18 protein-coding genes are annotated in these 20915 nt (G+C 43.5%); 7 read left to right on the plus strand and 11 right to left on the minus strand.

Features of this window, described 5'->3' with window-relative positions; genetic code table 11:
• Position 1: 1 nt before the first annotated feature.
• The 9 genes from ND16A_RS06615 to ND16A_RS06575 all read right to left on the minus strand — a co-directional run bounded on the left by ND16A_RS06615 (position 2) and on the right by ND16A_RS06575 (position 10442).
• Positions 2–733: a hypothetical protein gene (locus ND16A_RS06615; protein WP_033078169.1), complete on the minus strand. Its 732-nt coding sequence runs from the start codon at positions 731–733 to the stop codon at positions 2–4.
• The gene (locus ND16A_RS06610) at positions 726–1274 is read right to left on the minus strand and encodes an RNA polymerase sigma factor (protein ID WP_033078170.1); all 549 of its coding nucleotides are present in this window, start codon (positions 1272–1274) and stop codon (positions 726–728) included. Before ND16A_RS06610 ends, ND16A_RS06615 begins: the two co-directional genes overlap by 8 nt.
• A 183-nt stretch (positions 1275–1457) precedes the next feature.
• Positions 1458–2366, minus strand: a complete 909-nt coding sequence (locus ND16A_RS06605; protein WP_033078171.1) for a LysR substrate-binding domain-containing protein — start codon at positions 2364–2366, stop codon at positions 1458–1460.
• A gap of 399 nt (positions 2367–2765) precedes the next feature.
• Positions 2766–4031: an inorganic phosphate transporter gene (locus ND16A_RS06600; RefSeq protein WP_033078172.1), complete on the minus strand. Its 1266-nt coding sequence runs from the start codon at positions 4029–4031 to the stop codon at positions 2766–2768.
• A 13-nt stretch (positions 4032–4044) separates the two neighbouring features.
• Positions 4045–4722 carry a TIGR00153 family protein gene (locus ND16A_RS06595; protein WP_033078173.1) on the minus strand — a complete coding sequence of 226 codons (678 nt, stop codon included), beginning with the start codon at positions 4720–4722 and terminating at the stop codon, positions 4045–4047.
• 188 nt (positions 4723–4910) lie between these two features.
• Positions 4911–5624 (minus strand): phosphate signaling complex protein PhoU, encoded by a 714-nt coding sequence (phoU, locus tag ND16A_RS06590; protein ID WP_033078174.1) that lies wholly within the window; start codon positions 5622–5624, stop codon positions 4911–4913.
• A gap of 30 nt (positions 5625–5654) precedes the next feature.
• Positions 5655–6479, minus strand: coding sequence for a phosphate ABC transporter ATP-binding protein PstB (gene pstB, locus ND16A_RS06585; RefSeq protein WP_033078175.1), 825 nt, complete (start codon positions 6477–6479; stop codon positions 5655–5657).
• A gap of 86 nt (positions 6480–6565) precedes the next feature.
• Entirely contained in the window at positions 6566–8200 is a 1635-nt protein-coding gene (pstA, locus tag ND16A_RS06580) for a phosphate ABC transporter permease PstA (RefSeq protein ID WP_033078176.1), read from the minus strand.
• A gap of 13 nt (positions 8201–8213) precedes the next feature.
• Complete coding sequence (locus ND16A_RS06575) at positions 8214–10442, minus strand: ABC transporter permease subunit (RefSeq protein WP_033078177.1); 2229 nt, start codon at positions 10440–10442, stop codon at positions 8214–8216.
• Positions 10443–10907: 465 nt separating this feature from the next.
• On the opposite strand from ND16A_RS06575, the gene ND16A_RS06570 reads away from it, so the two are divergent.
• The 6 genes from ND16A_RS06570 to ND16A_RS20690 all read left to right on the plus strand — a co-directional run bounded on the left by ND16A_RS06570 (position 10908) and on the right by ND16A_RS20690 (position 15886).
• Positions 10908–11792 carry a MipA/OmpV family protein gene (locus ND16A_RS06570; RefSeq protein ID WP_033078178.1) on the plus strand — a complete coding sequence of 295 codons (885 nt, stop codon included), beginning with the start codon at positions 10908–10910 and terminating at the stop codon, positions 11790–11792.
• A 14-nt stretch (positions 11793–11806) separates the two neighbouring features.
• Entirely contained in the window at positions 11807–12271 is a 465-nt protein-coding gene (locus tag ND16A_RS06565) for a DUF3019 domain-containing protein (protein ID WP_052073161.1), read from the plus strand.
• Between the two features lie 56 nt (positions 12272–12327).
• Positions 12328–13017, plus strand: coding sequence for a response regulator (locus tag ND16A_RS06560; protein WP_033078230.1), 690 nt, complete (start codon positions 12328–12330; stop codon positions 13015–13017).
• Positions 13018–13020: 3 nt separating this feature from the next.
• Positions 13021–14295: an ATP-binding protein gene (locus ND16A_RS06555; RefSeq protein ID WP_033078179.1), complete on the plus strand. Its 1275-nt coding sequence runs from the start codon at positions 13021–13023 to the stop codon at positions 14293–14295.
• Positions 14296–14418: 123 nt separating this feature from the next.
• Entirely contained in the window at positions 14419–15540 is a 1122-nt protein-coding gene (locus ND16A_RS06550) for a serine hydrolase domain-containing protein (RefSeq protein WP_033078180.1), read from the plus strand.
• 148 nt (positions 15541–15688) lie between these two features.
• On the plus strand, positions 15689–15886 hold the full coding sequence (locus tag ND16A_RS20690) for a hypothetical protein (RefSeq protein ID WP_081945607.1): 198 nt from the start codon (positions 15689–15691) through the stop codon (positions 15884–15886).
• A 553-nt stretch (positions 15887–16439) separates the two neighbouring features.
• Here ND16A_RS20690 and ND16A_RS06540 read toward each other — a convergent pair.
• Entirely contained in the window at positions 16440–17792 is a 1353-nt protein-coding gene (locus ND16A_RS06540; protein ID WP_033078182.1) for a sensor histidine kinase, read from the minus strand.
• Complete coding sequence (locus ND16A_RS06535; RefSeq protein ID WP_235282138.1) at positions 17782–19242, minus strand: sigma-54-dependent transcriptional regulator; 1461 nt, start codon at positions 19240–19242, stop codon at positions 17782–17784. Before ND16A_RS06535 ends, ND16A_RS06540 begins: the two co-directional genes overlap by 11 nt.
• Positions 19243–19453: 211 nt before the next feature.
• Here ND16A_RS06535 and ND16A_RS06530 point away from each other — a divergent pair, with 211 nt between their 5' ends.
• Positions 19454–20800, plus strand: coding sequence for an efflux RND transporter periplasmic adaptor subunit (locus ND16A_RS06530; protein ID WP_081945608.1), 1347 nt, complete (start codon positions 19454–19456; stop codon positions 20798–20800).
• The last annotated feature ends 115 nt before the right edge of the window (positions 20801–20915 follow it).

Consider the following 20915-nt stretch of genomic DNA (forward strand, 5'->3'; position numbering starts at 1 on the left):
ATTATTTCTCCTGAACAGCGGGTTGTTCGAAATTGATATTTTGTTTGGTTAATGGCATTTGCGGCTGAGCAAAGCGATTCTCAATCGATTGTGACTGCAACGTATATTCCAGCTTTTGAAAACGAAGTTTTTGATCAATGGCATCTTCATCACGTTGCTCGTTTACATACTTTATAAACCCTGACATGTCTTCCTGGCGTTCCTGTCGGGTGGCAGTTAACAAGTAAGTGGCAAGTTTTAAATTACCGTCTTGTTGATCATCTTTAATATCCTTGACGTATTCGGCCATCACCGTTTGTTGCTCGCTGGCAAACTCTTTTAAACGTTGGTTCACCAGAGCATCAACATTGCCTGGTAACTGCTTCGCTGATTGGCCGCCAAAATTTACTAATAAGCCATTATCTTGCATCACCAGTTCTACCTTAAATACCACCAAACAAATGGCAAAGATGGAAAATGCCATCGACAATGCCGGCATCCCAGACCATTGCCACCAAGGTTGTTTGTTGCTGGTAAACGTTGCTGAGCGATCCCATGACGGCACTTCATGCTCTTCATGGCAATGCACTTGTTGTTCGATAAAACGAGCCGTGGCCAAGTGCTGGCGCAGCACATCATCGTCGCTGATGCTTTGTTCAAATTGCATACTTTGCTCTGCTGATAATTTACCATCGAGCCAAAGCTGAAATTGTTGCTCATTGCTGATTTGTTGATTGGTTTCTGAATTAGACATAATCGACCTCCAAAACGCCTTTTAATTTATCCAATGCGCTGTATAGTCGCGATTTCACCGTATTACTCGAGATACCTAACTGTCCGGCTATCTCGTCAAAGGTAAAGTGCTGAAAAAACTTTAACTCTACGACCGTACGTTGATTCACCGGTAATATTTGCATTGCGCTAGTTAACGCCTCAGATTGCTGCGATTGCTTCATACTTTGCTCCGGGCAACTATGCACTTCGTTCGCGCTTAATTCAGGTTCATCATCAAGCGATTGATGCGGTTTTTTGCGCCGGTAATGTTCGATACAGCGATAGTGGGCAATGCGAAATAACCAACTTTTAAACTTACTATCGCCTCTAAATGATGCCAAATTGCGAAATACCGCAATAAAAATATCTTGCAATAAATCCAGTGCATCATCCGGGTTACTGACCATGCGCAAGGCGTAGTTATACACGGGTTTTTCGTATCGTTTTAACAGCTCAAGCCAAGCAGATTTCCTGCCTTTCAATGCTTGTTTAACCAAGACATCATCACTGCGTTCAAACAAAATTTATTCCTAGAGAATTCATAGTTACGTTTCTTTAATTTGTTGTTATAGGTGTTGTTAATGTTAATGACGAGACAAGCAGAAAAAAAGTTTGAAAATAATTGATTTATTTTCAAGCTTTTATAAAAAATGTGAGTAAAGCGTTGAACTAGGCAATTTCTCCGGGCTCCTGCTTATGTAATATTAATTAAATAACTCACTGATCAGCGAGGCCAGCAACTTAAACGTCTCAGAGCGTAAACTGCCTTTACGCTCCAACATGGCTATATCCCGATAGGGTTTCCCTTTCATCGCCGCAACCCTAAGATAGGCGTGACCTGCCACGCCTTTGTTTATGGCCATTTCAGGTAAAAAAGTCAGTCCCTGATGATGAATAGTCATTTGTAGTAAAGTGGCGATAGAGGTGGCTGAAAACGGATTGATTTTACTTTGTTCAACCAACTTGCATGCCGATAATGCATGTTCGGTTAAACAATGTTCATCGGAAAGTAAAAACACACTTTCGGCTGGAATATTTTTATAGCCGCCATCTTTACTTACTTGCTCAGTTAACACCTCATCGCCGACTAAATAAAGTTGATCTTGGCCGAGATACGTTTGCTTGAAATTGTTGCTATATTTGTTATCGATTGGCAGCGCTAAGATGGCAATATCAATATCCCCATTGGCCAATTGCTCTAATAACACTTCAGTGGGTGCTTCTTTGATAAATAATTCAATATCAGGTAGCTGTTGGCTACTTGCACTGATCACATCAGTTAATAAAAAAGGAGCTATGGTGGGAATACAACCTAAATAGATGTGACCTTTGCTTGCCAAGCCTTGTGACATTGAAAATTCAACTAAATCGGTGGCATTATGAATCAGCTGCTCCGCCATTTTCACTACTGCCTTGCCATGCGCCGTAAAGACAAAACTCTTATGATCTCGTTCAATTAACTGGCAATCGAGTAATTGTTCCAGCTTGATTATGGCACTGCTTAACGTCGATTGACTGACAAAACAGGCATCGGCAGCCCGATGAAAGTGTTGGTGTTCATTTAAGGCGAGCAAATACTGTAAATGTTTTAAATTCGGCAGATGGGTATTCATCGTAATTTTCTATCAAAAACTTATTATTAGATAATAAACTTAATCTAAAAATGGGCATAATGCCAATTGCCTCACTAATTAATTTTCTGAATTACAGAATATTAATCGCTACTAGCAACGAGCTACTGGCTACGGGCAGAGTTGGAATTATTTCACCATAGGTGGATCATCCAAATACGCGAGGTTAAAAACCCCGCCAACCAATTCATCCAAATAACCAGTTAATAAGCCAGTAGCTTGTTGCAAATAGCCTCGGGCTTCGGGCAGATTAAGTATTGTTACACGATAAGTGAATTCATCAAATATATAGCTAGTAGCTCGTAGCCCGAAGCTTGTTGTTTAAAGCAAAAAAAGCCAGGCGAGGTGCCTGGCTTTTGCGATGATTAAGCTGGTTTAACTTTAACTAAACGCGCCTTTAATCATCCAGAAGAACATAATCGATAAACCGGCACCAACGGGTAAAGTCACTACCCAGGAAACTACGATATTACGAACCACGCCTAAATTGATTGCCGCAATACCACGCGCCATACCAACACCTAATACCGCACCAACTAAGGTTTGCGTCGTTGAAATTGGTAAGCCAGTACCTGAGGCAACCACCACGGTACAGGCCGCGGCAAGCTCAGCGGCAAAACCACGGCTAGGGGTTAAATGGGTAATGCCAGTACCTATGGTTTTCATTACGCGATGACCAAATAAAGCAAGACCGGCAACAATACCAAAACCACCGAGTGGTAAAATCCACCAGGCGATGGTTGATTTCGCCGCAATTTCACCGTCATTACCAACAATGGAAACAACCGCGGCTAATGGGCCAATCGCGTTAGCAACATCGTTTGAACCATGCGCAAATGCCATACCACAAGCGGTGATCACCATTAATACCGCAAACACTTTCTCAACGTTAATGTAATTGGCTCGACGATTCTTGCTTTCTCTAAAGTTAAGGCGAGAAATGAATACCTTACCAATAATGGCGACAATAATCGCTACCGCAATGGCGTACATATAACCTTCGCCAGAACCGATATCTAAGCCAATGTGCTTCAAGCCTTTTTTAATGGTCACTAACGAGATAACAAAACCGGCCAAAAACATGTAAAGCGGCACCCACTTTTTCGCTTGTCCTAACGGATCATCGGTATCAAATATCAGTTTCTGTGCACTGTTGAAAATAACGAAAGCAAAAACACCGGCAATTAACGGCGTTATGATCCAGCTACCAACAATGCCACCAACACCGGCCCAGTTAACGGTTTCCATGCCAACACCAATCGCCGAGAAACCAACGATGGCGCCCACGATTGAATGGGTAGTCGAGACTGGCCAGCCCATGTATGAGGCAATGAGTAACCAGGTACCCGCCGCCAACAGCGCGGAGATCATACCAAACACCAGTTGTTCTGGAATATCAATAAAGTAACTGGAATCGATGATGCCTTTGCGTATGGTGGAAGTAACCTCACCACCGGCAAGGTAGGCACCGGCAAATTCAAAGATCATGGCAATGATAATTGCCTGTTTAATGGTCAGCGCTTTTGAGCCTACCGACGTGCCCATGGCATTAGCAACATCGTTTGCACCAATACCCCAAGCCATAACAAAGCCAACAAAGGCTGCGAATAGAACCAGTGTGGTTCCGTAATTAGCTAAAATTTCCATTCGTAAGAAACCCTTATCTTGCTAACATTATTTCTAGACGAGCGCCGACACGCTCAGCCAGATCTGCTAAATCACCAACCCATTCAATGATTTGATATAAAAACATCACATCTACCGGGTTCATATCTGCTTCGATGCTCATAAGATCGCGGCGCAGTGTTATTTGCATAACATCGGTATCGTCTTCAATCGCCGCTAATTCATTGATCATCTTTTCAACCAGATCAACTTCTCGACCTCGAAAACCGGTTTCTAATAAATCATCCAGTTCATTAATGGCATCAGCAGCTTGTTTGATAGCATCAATACAACGAGTAAGGTATTTATTAAAATCGGCGGCAAGCGAAGCGGGGATGACAAGTTTACGACCTAAAATACGACCGCCAATATCTTTTGCTTTATTGGCAATTTTATCTTGTTGGCTCACCAGTTCTAACACATCGGTGCGTTGCACCGGCATAAAAATTCCACCCGGCAGTTCACTACGGATGTCACGTTTCATGATATCGGCTTGTCTTTCGATATTTGAGATTTCTTTCCGAATTTTTTCGGCTTCAAGCCAATTGTTATTGGTACAAGCGTTGAAGAAAGAAGGAAGTAATGCCGCACATTCATTTACTTTGCGAATGTGTTGCTCCAGAGGTTTTAACGGCGATTTTGCAAATACGCCAAGAATTGTATTTCCACTCATATTTTTATCCCGCAACTTAAATGTTGCTTGTTAAATTCGAGGCAAAATATACATCATTTCGCGCCGAATTAAAAAGTTTATATCACAAAAAACAGCTGTAATTTCTTAACATAACGCAATACGTTTAAAAAAAATACAGCTTACTAGTTATTTGTCGAACTTTGCCAAAAAATTTCGGCGAAATTCCGTTATTTACCAAGAAAGTCTCGTGCCACATCCTCTTCGGAAATGTGACGAATAACTTTGCCTTTAACAAAATAAATCACGTATTCACAGATGTTTTGACACCTGTCACCAATACGCTCTAATGCCCTAGCCGACCATATCACCGACATGATTGAGGGGATAGAACGTGGGTCTTCCATCATATACGTCATTAACTGACGCATTAACGCTTCGTATTCCCGGTCAATACGGTTATCATTTTGATGAACCTTCAATGCCGTATCAAAATCCATGCGGGTAAATGCATCTAAAGTTTCATGCAAAGTAGACAGTACCAAACGTCCTAAATTATCCAGGCTTAACAACATGTCTTGCTGTTTTGACGAAAACTGTTCCAGGGCAACACGTGATATTTTTTCCGCTTCATCGGCAATGCGCTCCAAATCGGCAATGGTTTTGATAATGGCCATTACCAAACGCAAATCGCTTGCCGCGGGCTGGCGTTTAGCAATAATGCGGGTACATTCTTCATCGATGGCAACTTCCATGCGATTGATTTTATAATCACTCGACAGTACTTTTCTCGCCAGTTCTTCATTGTTGTCACTGACCGAGGTTAATGCATCTTTGAGTTGCTGCTCAACCAGGCCGCCCATATTCATCACATGGTTGCGCACTGTGTCCAGTTCAGTATTGAATTGACCTGAAATATGACGGCCAGTATCTAATGTGTCCATAATCGTTCTCTATAATAAGATTGGTATAAGTTAACCGTATCGGCCGGTAATGTAATCTTCGGTTTTTTTCTTGGCTGGCGTGGTAAACAAGGTGTTGGTATCACTGTACTCAATCAAATCCCCCATGTACATAAACGCGGTTTGATCAGAAACCCGGGCAGCCTGCTGCATATTGTGGGTAACAATCACCACGGTGTATTTTTCTTTTAAGTCGTTGATCAATTCTTCAATCACTAGGGTAGAAATGGGATCCAGTGCCGATGTCGGTTCATCTAATAATAGCACTTCCGGTTCAATTGCAATGGCACGGGCAATGACCAGACGTTGCTGCTGACCACCCGATAATCCTAAGGCACTATCATGAATCCTATCTTTTACTTCATCCCATAACGCCGCGGCTTTTAAGGCTCGCTCGCAAGCTTCATCTAATATTCGGCGATTTTTTTGGCCAATTAAACGCAACCCATAAACCACATTTTCATAAATCGATTTTGGAAATGGGTTCGGACGCTGAAATACCATACCCACTTTACGTCTTAATTGGGCAACATTGATATGCTTGTTATAGATATTCTCACCGTGCAGATTGATCTCACCATCGATATTACAGTTATCGATAAGGTCATTCATCCGGTTGATACAACGTAACAAGGTCGATTTACCACAACCACTTGGGCCGATAAACGCCGTTACCTGCCCTTTCGGGATCTTCATTGAGATATTATTCAATGCTTGTTTATTGCCGTAGTGTAAGTTTAAGTTGTTAATTTCCAGCGCCACTTGCTCATTGGTTAAATTATTAATATCAATAATTTCTTCGCTCGGCATAAATATTTCAGGTTTTATATCAATCATACTGTCAAACTCATTAAGTTTTAAATTCTATTCGTTATATCGTTATTAAGTTCGGGCAACCAGCGGTTAACCCGAGTACTTAACTATTAGTGCTCTAATGAACGATATTTTTCGCGTAATCGGTTACGTATCGACACCGCGGTCATATTTAATGACACGATGATGGTTACTAGTAATAGCGCGGTGGCGTACACCAATGGTCTTGCCGCTTCTACGTTTGGACTTTGGAAACCAACATCGTAAATGTGGAAACCCAAATGCATAAACTTGCGTTCTAAATGCAAAAACGGGAAGTTACCATCAATTGGTAATGTTGGCGCCATTTTCACCACACCAACCAGCATTAACGGCGCTACCTCACCCGCGGCACGGGCAATGGCCAAAATAATACCGGTCATAATTGCCGGACTGGCCAAAGGAATAATGATACGCCATAGCGTTTCGGCTTTGGTTGCCCCTAGCGCTAATGAGCCGTGACGCATGCTTGCCGGAATCCGTGATAAGCCTTCTTCGGTAGAAACGATGACTACCGGCAAGGTAAGTATGGCCAAGGTAAGCGCAGACCAAAGCACACCAGGCGAGCCGAACGTTGGATTCGGCAATGATTCCGGGTAGAAGATTTGATCGAGTGAACCACCCACCATGTAAACAAAGAACCCCAAGCCAAATACCCCGTAAACAATCGATGGCACACCGGCTAAGTTAATCACCGCGATGCGCAACAGCTTGGTAAAGCCGTTATTGCCGGCATATTCATGCAAGTATACCGCGGCAACCACGCCTAAAGGTGCAACAATAACTGTCATCAACAATACCATTAATACGGTACCGAAAATTGCCGGAAACACGCCGCCTTCAGTATTGGCTTCGCGTGGGTCCTGGTAGATAAAACTGCCAATTTGGCTGAAAAACATGCCGGTTTTTTCAATCACAGTGAGTTGATTGTTAAAATGAATGTTGATCACTTGCTCAAGATTAATATCAACCAGCTCTCCGCCCATCGCTTTGACGGTAATTTTATCGCGGCTGACCTGCTGGCGTAAGTCGTTTAAGCGCTGCTCAAGCAGTAAATACTTCGCGTTCAACGCTGTTACTTCACTCGCGAAATCGGCTTTTAACGCGGCTGTTAAGTTGCCATCCAGTTCCGCTTTACGCTGAGCCAGGCGAATGCGCTCGAGCTCATAGTTAATCGCCCCAATATCGGTTTTTTGCAAGTCGATAATGTCATCTTGTAAATCGTTTACCCTATCAATAAATGTATCCAACTGCTCGACAGTTACCGCTTTGCCATCCATATAAACGTCTTCAATGAAGCCGTAAAAATTACCATTGGTACGACGTTCGATAACCGCAACCTTACTTGGCGTTGAGCGATTAACAATTAACGGTGCAACAATCCAGCGAAAATCGAGACTTACCAACTCACGGTTACCGGTTTTAATTAAGTAACGTTCAACGGTTTCAGCACCTTTAGTATCAATACCGGTATGTGACAACTGCGCAGCCGGAATGGTTTCAACATCGTAAATTTCCCCAATAACCGTTGATTTGATGCCGTTAGGGTCAACCAACTCAAACTGATGAATTTGCGCCGGCCAAAAAAATGACAAACCACGGGATGCGATTAACCATAATAGCCCCACCACCGAAATTAAACTGATAGATACCCCGGCAGCACTTAGCCATACCCACGGAGATCCTGATTTAAACCAATTATTCATTGTGCTAATTTTCCTACAGCGAACTATATTTTTCACGTAAACGCTGACGTATAAACTCAGCTAACGTGTTAAAAATAAAGGTAAATACAAACAACACAAAGGCTGCTAAGAATAAAATTCGGTAATGCGAGCTGCCCACTTCGGACTCTGGCATCTCCACCGCAATATTGGCCGACAAGGTACGCATACCCTGGAAGATACTCCAGTCCATTACCGGGGTGTTACCGGTGGCCATTAATACGATCATGGTTTCACCAACGGCACGACCTAAGCCCATCATCACGGCTGAGAATATGCCGGGGCTGGCGGTTAAAATCACCACTTTGATCAGCGTTTGCCAAGGAGTAGCGCCCAAGGCTAATGAACCACTGGTTAATTGTTTCGGCACACTGAATATGGCATCTTCCGCCATCGAGAAAATGGTCGGGATAACGGCAAAGCCCATGGCAATACCTACCACTAAGGCATTACGCTGGTCAAAATTGATGCCTAAGTCATTGGTAATAAACTGGCGCATGTCACCACCAAAAAAGCTGTCTTCGAGTAATGGCGATAATTCAAACGATAAGTAGCCGGCCAGCAATAAAAACGGGATTAAAATGATCGGTGCAAACGCTTCTGGTACCAGTAACTTGATGTTTTTTGGCGTCTTGTGCCAACCATAAGCGGTAACGAATGTAGCAAGCGGTAGCAATATCAACAGCAGGAATACTGCCGGTAGATACTCTTCAATTAATGGTGCTAACCACAAACCCGCCAGAAAACCGAGAATAACGGTTGGCAAAGCTTCCATTAACTCAATGGTCGGCTTCACTGTTTTACGCAGCGCAGGTGGCATAAAGTAGGCGGTATAAACCGCGGCGGCAAGGGCAATTGGCACGGCAAACAGCATGGCATATAGTGCCGCTTTCATCGTACCGAAGGAGATTGGCATTAAAGAGAATTTCGATTCAAAATCATCCGAGCCAGAGGTTGACTGCCAGATGTATGCCGGCTCAGGATAACCTTCGTACCAGACTTCCTGCCAAAGAGCAGACCAGGTGACTTCCGGATGCTCATTGTGAATGGTGACTAATTCAATATTTTTGTTATCACCAATCACCACGGCATTGGCACGAGGAGCGATGGCGAATAATTGTTGATCATTGGTTAATAGTTTACCTTGCCAAAGCATGGCTTCACTGGTGGTATAAAAAATACCAACCTCACCATTAGGGCTCACCGTATAAAAGCTTTTGCGATATTGCTCAGGGTAAATCTGACTAACGGCCAGATTATCACTCACCTTAAATTTACGGATCTGCTGAAATTCACGAGAGTTTGCTTTAGCAACTTCAAAGTACTGCAGCACTTCACCGGCACTGGTACCAAATAAAATCGAACTGCTACCTGATAACAACGTCATCGCGGTTATGCTATCGGTACTGTTGGCAAGTGGTTGAAATTCGGCTTTTACCGGCACATCCCAGTCATCTTCGAGATCATAAATGCTTACTTCGTCTGCAACCACGGCAACCGCCATGGTTAAATCCGGGGTAACCGCTAAATGGTCGATGTTATCAATATCATCTTTGATCAATTGATACTCGGCTGAAAACTCAGAGTCATAATTAAAATCGTCTTCGGCAATTAATGAGGTTTTAAGCAAACGTTTATCGTCGGTTAAGGCGACAAACATCGCTTTCTCTTCGGTCATCGCAAAAGCAAGCTTGCTAATAACCGCTTGCTCCTCATCGATAACCAAAGCATCTTCACCTAACGGAAAATATACACCGGGATGCAGTATGCGCAAATCGGCAATGAATTCCGCTTTAAAACTCGGTTGCACTAAATACACGCTACCGGTTGTAGAGACTAGTACATATTGATTGACGTTAGTCGCATAAACGCTTTGCAGCATTTCATCATCAGCGATTAACCGTTTAGATAATAATAATTCACCCGCTTGGCGCTCGTCGGTTGGCTCAATTTGATAAAAATTGATCACACCATGATTATCGATAGTAAACGAGATTTCACGAAGTTCATCTACCCCTACCGCTAAGTTGTTCGCAGTTTGAATGGAAAGCTTAGCCGATGGCTCAACACTGGCAGAATCAAATACCGGCTTAACTACCCACACCAGGTAAGCAAATATCAATACCAGGGTAAATAACACACTGACACCACCGGCAGATATCAGCCATTTCGCCAGCGTATTTTTTATATCCCGAGGATCAAAAGTTTTTGCAGAAAATGTCACTTTACAACCTTTTAATAACGACTATTAATTTTGATTGTGGCAATTATAAGACAGTTATATGACAGTTTTGTGACAGCGGAATAATTAGTTCAAAATGATTTAAATCCCTCCCAAAAATACCGATTATTAAGGTTAAACAGTTGCTGTGCATGGCGCGGTAAGCTACTTGCTAATTTAAACCAAATAAGGTTCAATAGCCGCCCTTTATATTAACAATATATTAATCGATAAAACATATCGTTGTAACGGTGTTAACGGCCTTGGATGGCTGTTGATTACATACTTACCGCATCAAAATAAGGAATATATCTGCTGTAGTTTCAAAGCTCTAAATTGACCAATAAATTGTCGGATTTGGTATAACATCAATTGCTACATTTTGTTACAGGTGATGGATCTTGTTACGTCAATACCCTTCGTATGCCGACATAATGAAGTGGATTTCAACAGAGCAGATAAAAACCGATGAATAATAAAAACTTACACAAATCACGTATCCCACACTTATCCCTGGCAGCCATGATTTTTGCTGGCGCGAGCGTTTCTGGTGGCAGTTTTGCCAGCGATATTAGCCATAATGTCAGGAGTGGTACCCAACAAGCAGGAAGCTCCGAAGACTACCTCGAAATAGGGCTTATGCACTTAATGCGCGATGAGCCGACTTTTCTCGGTAAAGGTGGCAGTTATACCAACACTAGCCTGATTGTTAATGGTAGTTATAACTGGAATAATTTATTTATTGAATCCTATAGTGAAAGTGGTCATGGGCTGGTCGTTGGCTATAACGCCTTTGATAATGAGCGGTGGTCACTCGATTTTATGGTAACCACAGACTGGGGCGAAGTTAGCTTCGAACATGACGGTCGATATTTTTTTGATGAAGATAAGTTAATGGCAGGCGGCCGCTTGTCCGGCTATATCGGTGATTATATTGTGCAGTTTGCACTTAACCAGGATGCGACCGGCGATCACAACGGCACTACGGCTTCGGCATTGATCGGACGAAGCTGGCAATACAGAAACTGGAATTTTCATGGCATCGTCGGTGCCGAATATGTCTCCGCTAAGCTAAACGACTATTATGTCGGAGTATCGGCAGAGGATGCGGCAGCGCTAAACGACTATTATGCCAGAGTATCGGCAGAGACTCGCATCGATGCTTATGAAGCGGATGCCAGCGTGGGCTTTAGTAGCGAATTTGGCGTGACTTACCCTATTTCAGAAGACTGGGTTTTTCGGGCGACAGCCCGGGCCGTCACTGTACCCGATGAAATTTCCGACAGCCCTTATTATGGCTACAAAAAGTCGGTGTTAACCTCATTGCGCACTAGCATTAGCTACGTATTTTAGGTGGAATTATTAAGATGCCTAATTTAAAAACAACAATAACAACCAATAAAATGTCTAACCAGATCATACTTATTTGCCTGTGCATTGCCGGCTGGTTTATCTCTGGCTCGGCGAATGCTGGGGCAACACAAAGTAATACCGCGCCAAGTAATACCAGCCAATTAGCACAACTGGAAGTCACCCCTAAGCCTTGTGTCGCCTTACGTAAAGGGCAAAAATGCTATCTTGAGGTGACCTTTAGCTGGTCGCATGCGCAGGTTGGCGATTATTGTCTGGTAAATATCACCACAAACACAATAATGAAGTGCTGGCAAAAACAGGCGAAAGGTGAGCTTAACATCGATTTTCAATCGACGTTAAGCAATGACTTTGCTGTACGTAAAAAGGACTCAGCAATAAATTTAGCCCGCACCCGAATACCGGTGGCCTGGGTGTACAAATCGTCTAAACGGGCAAAATCAACCTGGAGACTCTTTTGACGGAAACCACTTTGTCCGAAACCACTTTGTCCGAAACCATAGCTGGCAAGCATATTATGTTAGTAGAAGACGATATGTCGCTGGCCGAATGGTTTAGCGATTATCTTGCGGAACAGGGGTACCTGGTGACGCTGGCTAACCGCGGAGATGTTGCCATTGAGCTGATTGGATCAGACCGGCCTGATCTGGTGATATTAGACATCATGTTACCGGTAAAAGATGGCTTTGAAGTATGCCAGGCCATTCGCCCGTTTTATCATGGGCCCATTTTAATGATGACGGCACGAGATCATGAAACAGACGAGGTGTTGGGCTTAGAGTTAGGCGCCGATGATTATGTGGTTAAGCCGGTCAAACCCAGGGTATTATTGTCACGTATTAAAGCGCTTTTTCGTCGAGTGTCTTCGCCGGAAGATGCGCCTGAAACCAATAAAAATAAACTAAGCTTTGGTAAGCTCTGCATCGATGCCAATTCCCGAACGACCACCCTGGCGGGCGCTAAAGTGGCGATCTCTTCGAACGAGTTTGATGTATTGTGGCAACTCGCCCAGGCGGCAGATACCCTGGTTAGCCGCAAAGAGCTGGTGATCCAGCGCCGAGGCATTGATTACGATGGCTTTGATCGGTCAATCGATATTCTTATTTCAAGAATTCGGAAAAAACTTGGCGATGATGCCAGCAACCCGTATCGGATTAAAACCGTGTGGGGTAAAGGCTATTTATTTGTTAAAGACGCCTGGGAGTAACCGATGCCGAAACTAACCTTGTCGCTGTTATTGGTGATAGTAGTTGCCGTTGTAGGAATTGGTGCGGTACTCGATAACTTATTTAACCAATATCAGGCGCAGCCAATCACGGAATCCGATGAATTATCTCCGTATCGTCAATTGGGTAAGTCGCTGGCTTCCACCTTAGATGCACAACAAAACCCGCAACAATGGCTTACAGGTTGGCCGCAACTGCATGAACTTTCGGTTACTTTAACTCAATTAGATAATTTGCTGTTACCGCAGTCGTTACAACAATCGTTTTATGCCAAAGAGCCATTGATATTAGAAACCGACGACAACATATCGATGCATTTTATTTTGCCAGCACAGCAAAAAGTCCTGACTTTTATCATCCCGCCTGTGGTTAATAAAAATAGCAATAGCTCGTTACAATTGCTGTTAACCAGCGTTTTTTATCTTGGCATTTTACTGGTGGTACTGATTTGGCTTTATCCTTTGATAAAACAACTGAGACAATTGCGGCGCACCACAAAAGCCTTTGGCGAGGGCCAGCTACAACAGCGAATTAACCGCAGTTCAACCTCTTACATTGCCGATATTGAAAATGAATTTAACCGCATGGCGCAGCGGATAGAAACGCTAGTCAGTGATAATAAGCTGCTTAGTGATGCCGTTTCTCATGATTTACGCACTCCTTTGGCCAGATTACGCTTTGGCATTGAGGTGTTGCAGGAAACGGAAGATCCGCAAAAAAGGGAGAAGTATCAACGCCATCTGTGTCGTGATATTGATGAAATGGAACGACTTGTTAAGGTATTGCTGAATTATGCACGGCTAGAGCAATCGATGATTGCGGTCGAACAGCAAAATATCGACCTTAATGCGCTGGTCAGTCAGTGCGTTGAAGCGGTAACTGACGACGACAAGGTCATTCACTGGCACGCGGATGGCGTTGCGCTGATCAACGGCGATGCAAATTACCTGAGCATGTTAATTAATAATCTGCTCAACAATGCCCAACAATATGCCCGTAGTGAGATCCAACTAAGAGTTGAACAGACCAGTTCAAGGGTAAAATTTATCATTAGCGACGATGGTCCCGGCATAGCAATAGAAAAACGCAGTGAATTGTTAAAACCATTTATGCGCGGTGAGCAGACCGATGAAAAGCCGGGTTACGGCATGGGTCTGGCCATTGTCGCAAGAGTCGCGCAATTACTCGATGCCACCTTAGATATTACCGACTCGGTTGAAATCGGCGGTGCCGAATTCTGTTTGACCTTTAACCGCTAACTCATCCTGTGAGTAAGTGTGTCAGCAGTTGATACACTTTGTTACAGCTGATAGATCTTGATACGTCTTGCAACGACATTATTGCTTATAGTTTATTTCTAATAACAAACTGAAGGAATAAACATGCACCCGCTCTCCCGCCTAAAATCGACACTATTATGTAGCTCTATGGTGTTATTGTTAACCGCCTGTGGCAGTGATTCAGACCCTGAAGCGCCGCAAGAGACAAGGATAGACTATCAAAAACTAATTGATGAAACGGTTTCCGATACCATTCCTGGCATCGTGCTGTTAGTAGAAACCCCGGAACAACAATTTCTCGGTAGTGCTGGGGTTGAAAATATAGCAACACAAAATCCGATGCAGGTCTATCACACCATGCCAACGGCAAGTGCTGGCAAACCGATGATAGGCTTACTCGCTGCGATGCTGGCAGATGATAACTTGCTAAACCTGGATGATACGATTGGTACCTGGTTGTCCGATGACATTCTTAATCAAATACCCAATAGTGCTGAAATGACTTTACGACAATTGTTAAATCACAGCAGTGGAATTTATAATTACACTGATAATTATGGTGTACTTGATTTGTTGATTGCCGAGCCGGACAAAGTTAAAACCGACATTGATTTCTTAGTTTTTGCATTGAATCAACCCGCTTATTTCAAACCGGGTGAAGGTAGTAAATATTCAAACACCGGTTACCTTTTGGCTGGTTTAATTATGGATCAAGTACTAGGCATGCATCATTCAATCGCATTAAGAGAGCGCATCTTGGTTCCTCTTGGCATGGATGCAACTTATTATATTGGTATAGAAAAAGATCAAGGTGATTTTATTTCCGGCTATCATCAATTTGATGACCACGACACAACCTACGAGACTAAGTCGTACCTGGAAAATGTTAGTGAAGCAAGTTCGCCGGTGGTGTCAAGTGTTGAAGATATGGCATTATTCTTAAAAAGCGCAGTTACCGATCAGAGCTTTATCAACGCCAATATAAGGGATGATTTTTTTGGCTCTGTGCATTCAAGTAACGATGCTTTATTTCGTGTAGATACTATTGGTGAAAATACACTATATGGTCATTCTGGGCTCGACTATGGTTATCACACGCAAAATATCTATTTCAAAGAAAAAGACTTAAGTATTACCGCGTTTATTAACTGTAGTTCGAAACCTGTTTGTGAGAACACTATGGAGAGTTTGATTGAAAAGGTGATCGCTAACGAGCTTTACTAACCGTAGCTCTGGTTAAAATAGCAGGCGATTATATCAATTTTTCGTCTGCTAACTTTATATCGAGTCGTCGACAGGTTAATTGTTTAAATTTGCCTGAGTTCGACTCCCTAGTTGAAACAATTTACGAATTTCTGTTCCGGAGAACATTATGAAAATTATCTGTTGTTTGGTCTGTGCCTTTCTGTTGTCGTCTTGTGTCTATTATGGCGTTGAGTATGAATTTGACAGTGCCAACAAGAGTACAACACCTGCCTGCGATACCGGGTCAAAAAAACAAAAACAGAAGTGTCGAGCTGATTTAAAAAAACTTAATGAAGCCATTCAAATACAGAAAAGCCTGCTTTAGCATGAGGGCAACTTTTGCGACTTTGCCGTCGGTCCTCGATATGAAAAAAGAGTGGGATTGCCACTCTTTTGAGTGTCGCGTCGTGGCTCGGCTCAATGCCACTTGCAGAAGTAGAGAAAGTACGCCGTCATCCTCGAGGAGCTCAAGCGACATCGGGGACCTCCTCCAGTAATAGTGTGCTTGTAAAAATTTGATTTTATTTAATTTTAAAACCACAGCATGCGTAAGGAGGTCCCGTGTCTCGCTTAAACTCGCACAGGATGACGGTGTGTTTTTTTCTTATATCGTGGAGGTCTCTTAATCGCTCTATAGACATTACCCCGCCAACGCCACGGGTGTAAACTTTAGGGTGTCGGCGTGCTTTAACTCCGTCCGTTTAGTGGCAAAAGTGAGCGTTAAAATTTCGGCTCCAATAGATTTTCTAAGCGAAGGAAGCTGCCATCACGTATCCCATTGTTTCGCCGGTTTATAGTTATGTTATGACATCAACCTGGATGTTAAACCTTATATGACTCAGGTATCCGGTTTGAGTTAGATGCCAATCAGATTTTATTTAGAACGTTAATCGAAACAGCGCCCCGCCGAAAGCACTTTTCTCAAGTTTCACATTACCACCATGAGCCACCATGACTTGTCTGGTTAGCGCTAAGCCAACGCCAGAGCCCTGTTTTTTGGTAGTAAAAAATGGCACAAATATTTTCTTGGCAATATCATCCGCCACACCTACGCCATTATCGCTGATATCAATCACCACATGGCCGCGTTTATTTAAACATGCATTCATGGTAACCATTGGCTTGGTGATTGTTGCTAGCGCTTGCTCTGCATTTTGTAACAGGTTTATCAGCAATTGTTCGATCATATCTTTATCGACATTGATGTCTAAACCGGAAGGTTCAATGCTGGAGCTAAAACTGATGCCTTTTTCGCCCCACTGTTGGGTGGCTAAGGTGCTCACCTGAGAAAACAGCTCATTGAGTTTTATCATTTTCTTATTCGGTGGTGGCAATCGAGTTAAGCGGCGATAACTGCCGACAAATTTGGTTAAACCATCGCTCCTGCGGGCAACGGTGTGCACCGCAGCAGACACATCGTCTAAGGCCTCAACCAGTTCTGGATGTTCGGTAATTTTACTTTTCGCATCATCGAGTAAATCGACAGCAGTTTTTGACAACGAGGCTACCGGCGTGATGCTGTTCATGATTTCATGCGTTAATACCCGTACCAGGTCTTGCCAGGCTTGCAGTTGCACCACATCCAACTCACTCTGAATGTCTTGCATACTGAGCAGTTTTTCTTGTTTACCGGCAGTAATGATTTGTGTCGATAAAATAGTCAGTTGCAGCTCCATGCCATCCACGGCAAAAGTCACCAAGCGCCGTTCGCCAGCACGAGCGGATTGGATATGGCTGGAAAATTCATCACCAAACTGCGCCAAATCTTCAACCTTAGTCACATGGTTTGAGCCAAATAACCGGCGCGCACTGTTATTCCATAGCGTTAACATGCCATCACTATGCACACTCATTAATGGTACCGGCACATGCTCAATCATCGCTTTTAAATGCCTTAGCTCTTCTTCCTGGCTAGTACGTACCGCCTGAAAGCGTTTTAAAATGTCGGTAAAGGCATTGCCCAGTTCACCAAAGCCAGCACCCAGGCTTTTCAGTTCAAACCGTTGTGAAAAATCGGCATAACGGGCGGCGTCGAGAAACCGGGCCAGTTCGGCATTGGTTTTGGTAATAAAACGAAACACCAGGATGCACTGCACCACTAAAAAAAGTGACGTTAATAACGATGCCGCATGATAACCGGGAGTGGTGATCAAAAAGGTCAGCAAAATAAGCGTCATCATCACCAGCACAGTACGCACAGCAATCATTAATGAGAATTTTTTAAAACCCATGTTTTTCCATCCTTCTATACAATGCTGCTCTGGTTAAGCCCAACTCTTTGGCGGCATGGCTAATGTTATAACGGTGCTTTTGCAGCGCTTGTTTAATTGCCGCTTTTTCTAATCTGTCCAGGTTCAGATCGTCGCTTTCGCTAATAGCCGTATTTGCCGATGTTGACGTTGGCGGCGCAACAATATCGCCAGCCTGATTAGGTTGTGCATCTAATTGAAAATCGAGCACTTCAAGTTCTGGCCCTTGCGATAAAATAATCGCTCTTTCAATCGCGTGTCTGAGTGCTCTTACATTGCCCGGCCAGGGGTAATGCTCTAATGCGACTAATGCACTCGCAGCTAAGGTTTTGTCTGCTTTATCGTATTTTCGCGCATAAAGGTTAATGTAATGAGCAGCGATGACTTCGATGTCTTCGCTACGCTTTCTCAGCGGCGGCAGCTCAATTTCTACGGTGTTTAAGCGAAACAATAAATCCTGTCTGAATTTTGTCTCTAATGACAAGTCTTGTTTGCTGACGTTGGTTGCCGTGATCACTCTCACATCTATCGGCACGGCTAAGTTCGCGCCAATAGGTGTCACCATTCGTTGTTCAAGTACGGTTAATAATTTCGCTTGTAAGTGCAACGGCACGTTACCTATTTCATCCAAAAACAAGGTGCCGCCATTGGCCGCTTGCAATCGCCCTACCCGGTCTTCTTTGGCGCCGGTAAAGGCACCCTTTTTATGGCCAAACAATTCGCTTTCAAATAAGGTTTCAGACAATGCGCCTAAATCAACCGACATAAACACTTTATTCGAGCGCAAACTTTGGGCGTGAATTTCTCTTGCAATAAGCTCTTTACCGGTGCCATTTTCACCCAGTATCAACACATTAGCATCGGTTGGTGCGGTGCGTTCGATTAATGAAAATACCACCTTCATCGCCGCGGAATTGCCCAGTAAGGTTTGTCCCGATTTAGCGCCGCTAACCTCTGCCAGTACTTTATTGGTATTTCTTAAGTCTTTCGCCTCCGTTCTGGTTCGGCCCAGCTGCACCGCGGAAGACAAGGTTGCCACCACTTTTTCATTTTGCCAGGGCTTGGCAATAAAATCGGTCGCCCCCAATTTCATTGCATCGACCGCGACATCAACACCACCATGGGCGGTGATCATAATAACCACGGCTTGCGGGTCAATCTCGAGGATCTTTTCAAGCCATAAGTAACCTTGCGCGCCACTGCTTTCACCGGGGCCAAAATTCATATCCAATAGAATCGCATCAAACTTTTGTTCACTCAGCAAACGCGGAATGCTCTCCGGCTGGTTGCATATTTGCACACTGGAAAAGTGCCTTTTTAACAACAACTTACCTGCTACTAATATATCTTCATCGTCATCAACAATGAGAATTACGCCCTCTTGTTTCACCCTATCACTCCGCAACATTAACCCTAAAATGTTAAACAACATCAACTGTTCATTATCGTACACCAACTGTTCGCATGCGTACAGTAACGAATGTTCGATATCGAACACCAAATAAAAATAACCAAATAAAACATAGATTTATGTGGTGGCACAGTATTTGCACATCATACTTACAGTAAAGCGAGTTTGTTTATATAAGCGTTAAAGTTGACGTTCAAGCAAAGCAGTTTCGCTTAAAGAGGACAATTAAGTTATGGGTACAATTACACCAATGGAACAAACAACGAAAGCCAAGAAAGAGATCAAAATGCCAGCCAAAAAAGCAAGCAATTCCTCGAAAGCGGTATCAGGCGCGGGCATGGACCGCAAAGTCACACGCCAGCAAAAGCCATTAATGAAATGGTCCGGCATCACCGCTTTAGTCTTGGTTATTGGTTATTTTGGCAATCAAATGATCGAAGCTACGGCTGGCAGATCGTTAACCGTCGATCAGAATCGTATTGTAGTTTCAACGGTAACTCTCGGTACTTTTGAAGACTTTATCCCGGTACGTGGCCGGGTAACGCCGGCAAAAACCGTGTATTTGGATGCCATTGAAGGTGGCCGGGTGGAACGCATCCTGGTGGAAGATGGCAGCGACTTAAGCCGTGGTGACTTAATTGTTGAGTTATCGAACGCATCACTGCAACTGAATGTACTAGGCAACGAAGCCAGGGTTGCCGAGCAATTAAATAATATGCGCTCCATTGAGTTATCGCTTGAGCAAAACCGTTTGCAGCACAAACGTAATTTGGTCGACATTAATTACCAAATTAAAATGCTTACCCGTCAATTAGCACGTGAACAACAACTGGTAAGCTCTGGTTCGGTTGCGCAAACCAAATTTGAAGATACCCGCGACACCCTCGATTGGTATAAAAATCGTTTAACCCTAACGCTAGAAAGTCAGGCATCGGATACTCGCATGCAAACCGAGCAGTTAAGCTTTTTAAAAGATACCAGCGAACGGCTTGAAGGTAACTTAGCGATCTCCCGTAAAAACCTGGAAAACATGAACGTGCGCGCACCGGTTAATGGCAAGTTATCAGGCTTTAATGTCGAGGTGGGCCAAAGTATTGGCCGCGGCGAACGCCTTGGCCAAATTGACACCCCCAATGATTACAAACTTACCGCCAATATTGATGAATTTTATCTGGGCCGGGTCACGCTTGGCCAGAAAGCGCAATTTGATGATTACCAATTGGTGATTTCAAAGATATATCCACAAGTTCAAAATGGCCAATTTGAAGTCGACTTTAAATTTGTCGGTGAACAGCCTTCCGGCATTCGTCGCGGCCAAACCATTCAAACCAAACTTACCCTGGGCGATGAAACCAAAGCGCTGTTAATTCCTAATGGTGCATTTTTTCAAGATACCGGCGGTAACTGGATTTTCGTAGTGACAAGCGATAAAAGCCAGGCGGTTAAGCGTACGGTACGCTTAGGACGCAGAAACAGTCGATTTATTGAAGTGCTCGACGGTTTAGAACAAGGCGAGCAAGTGGTAACCAGCCCATACAGCAGTTATCAGGATATGGAACGATTGAATTTGGGGAATTAATTTCACTAATTTGCTTAGCAACAACGAAAACAGTCATGAAAACGTATTAATAAATGCATTAATAAAAGTATTAAAAACAGCAACATTTAAATAACAGTTCGATAAACAGGAAAAT

Origin of the sequence: Thalassotalea sp. ND16A (genome assembly GCF_000764205.1) — a bacterium.
Lineage (GTDB): Bacteria > Pseudomonadota > Gammaproteobacteria > Enterobacterales > Alteromonadaceae > Thalassotalea_A.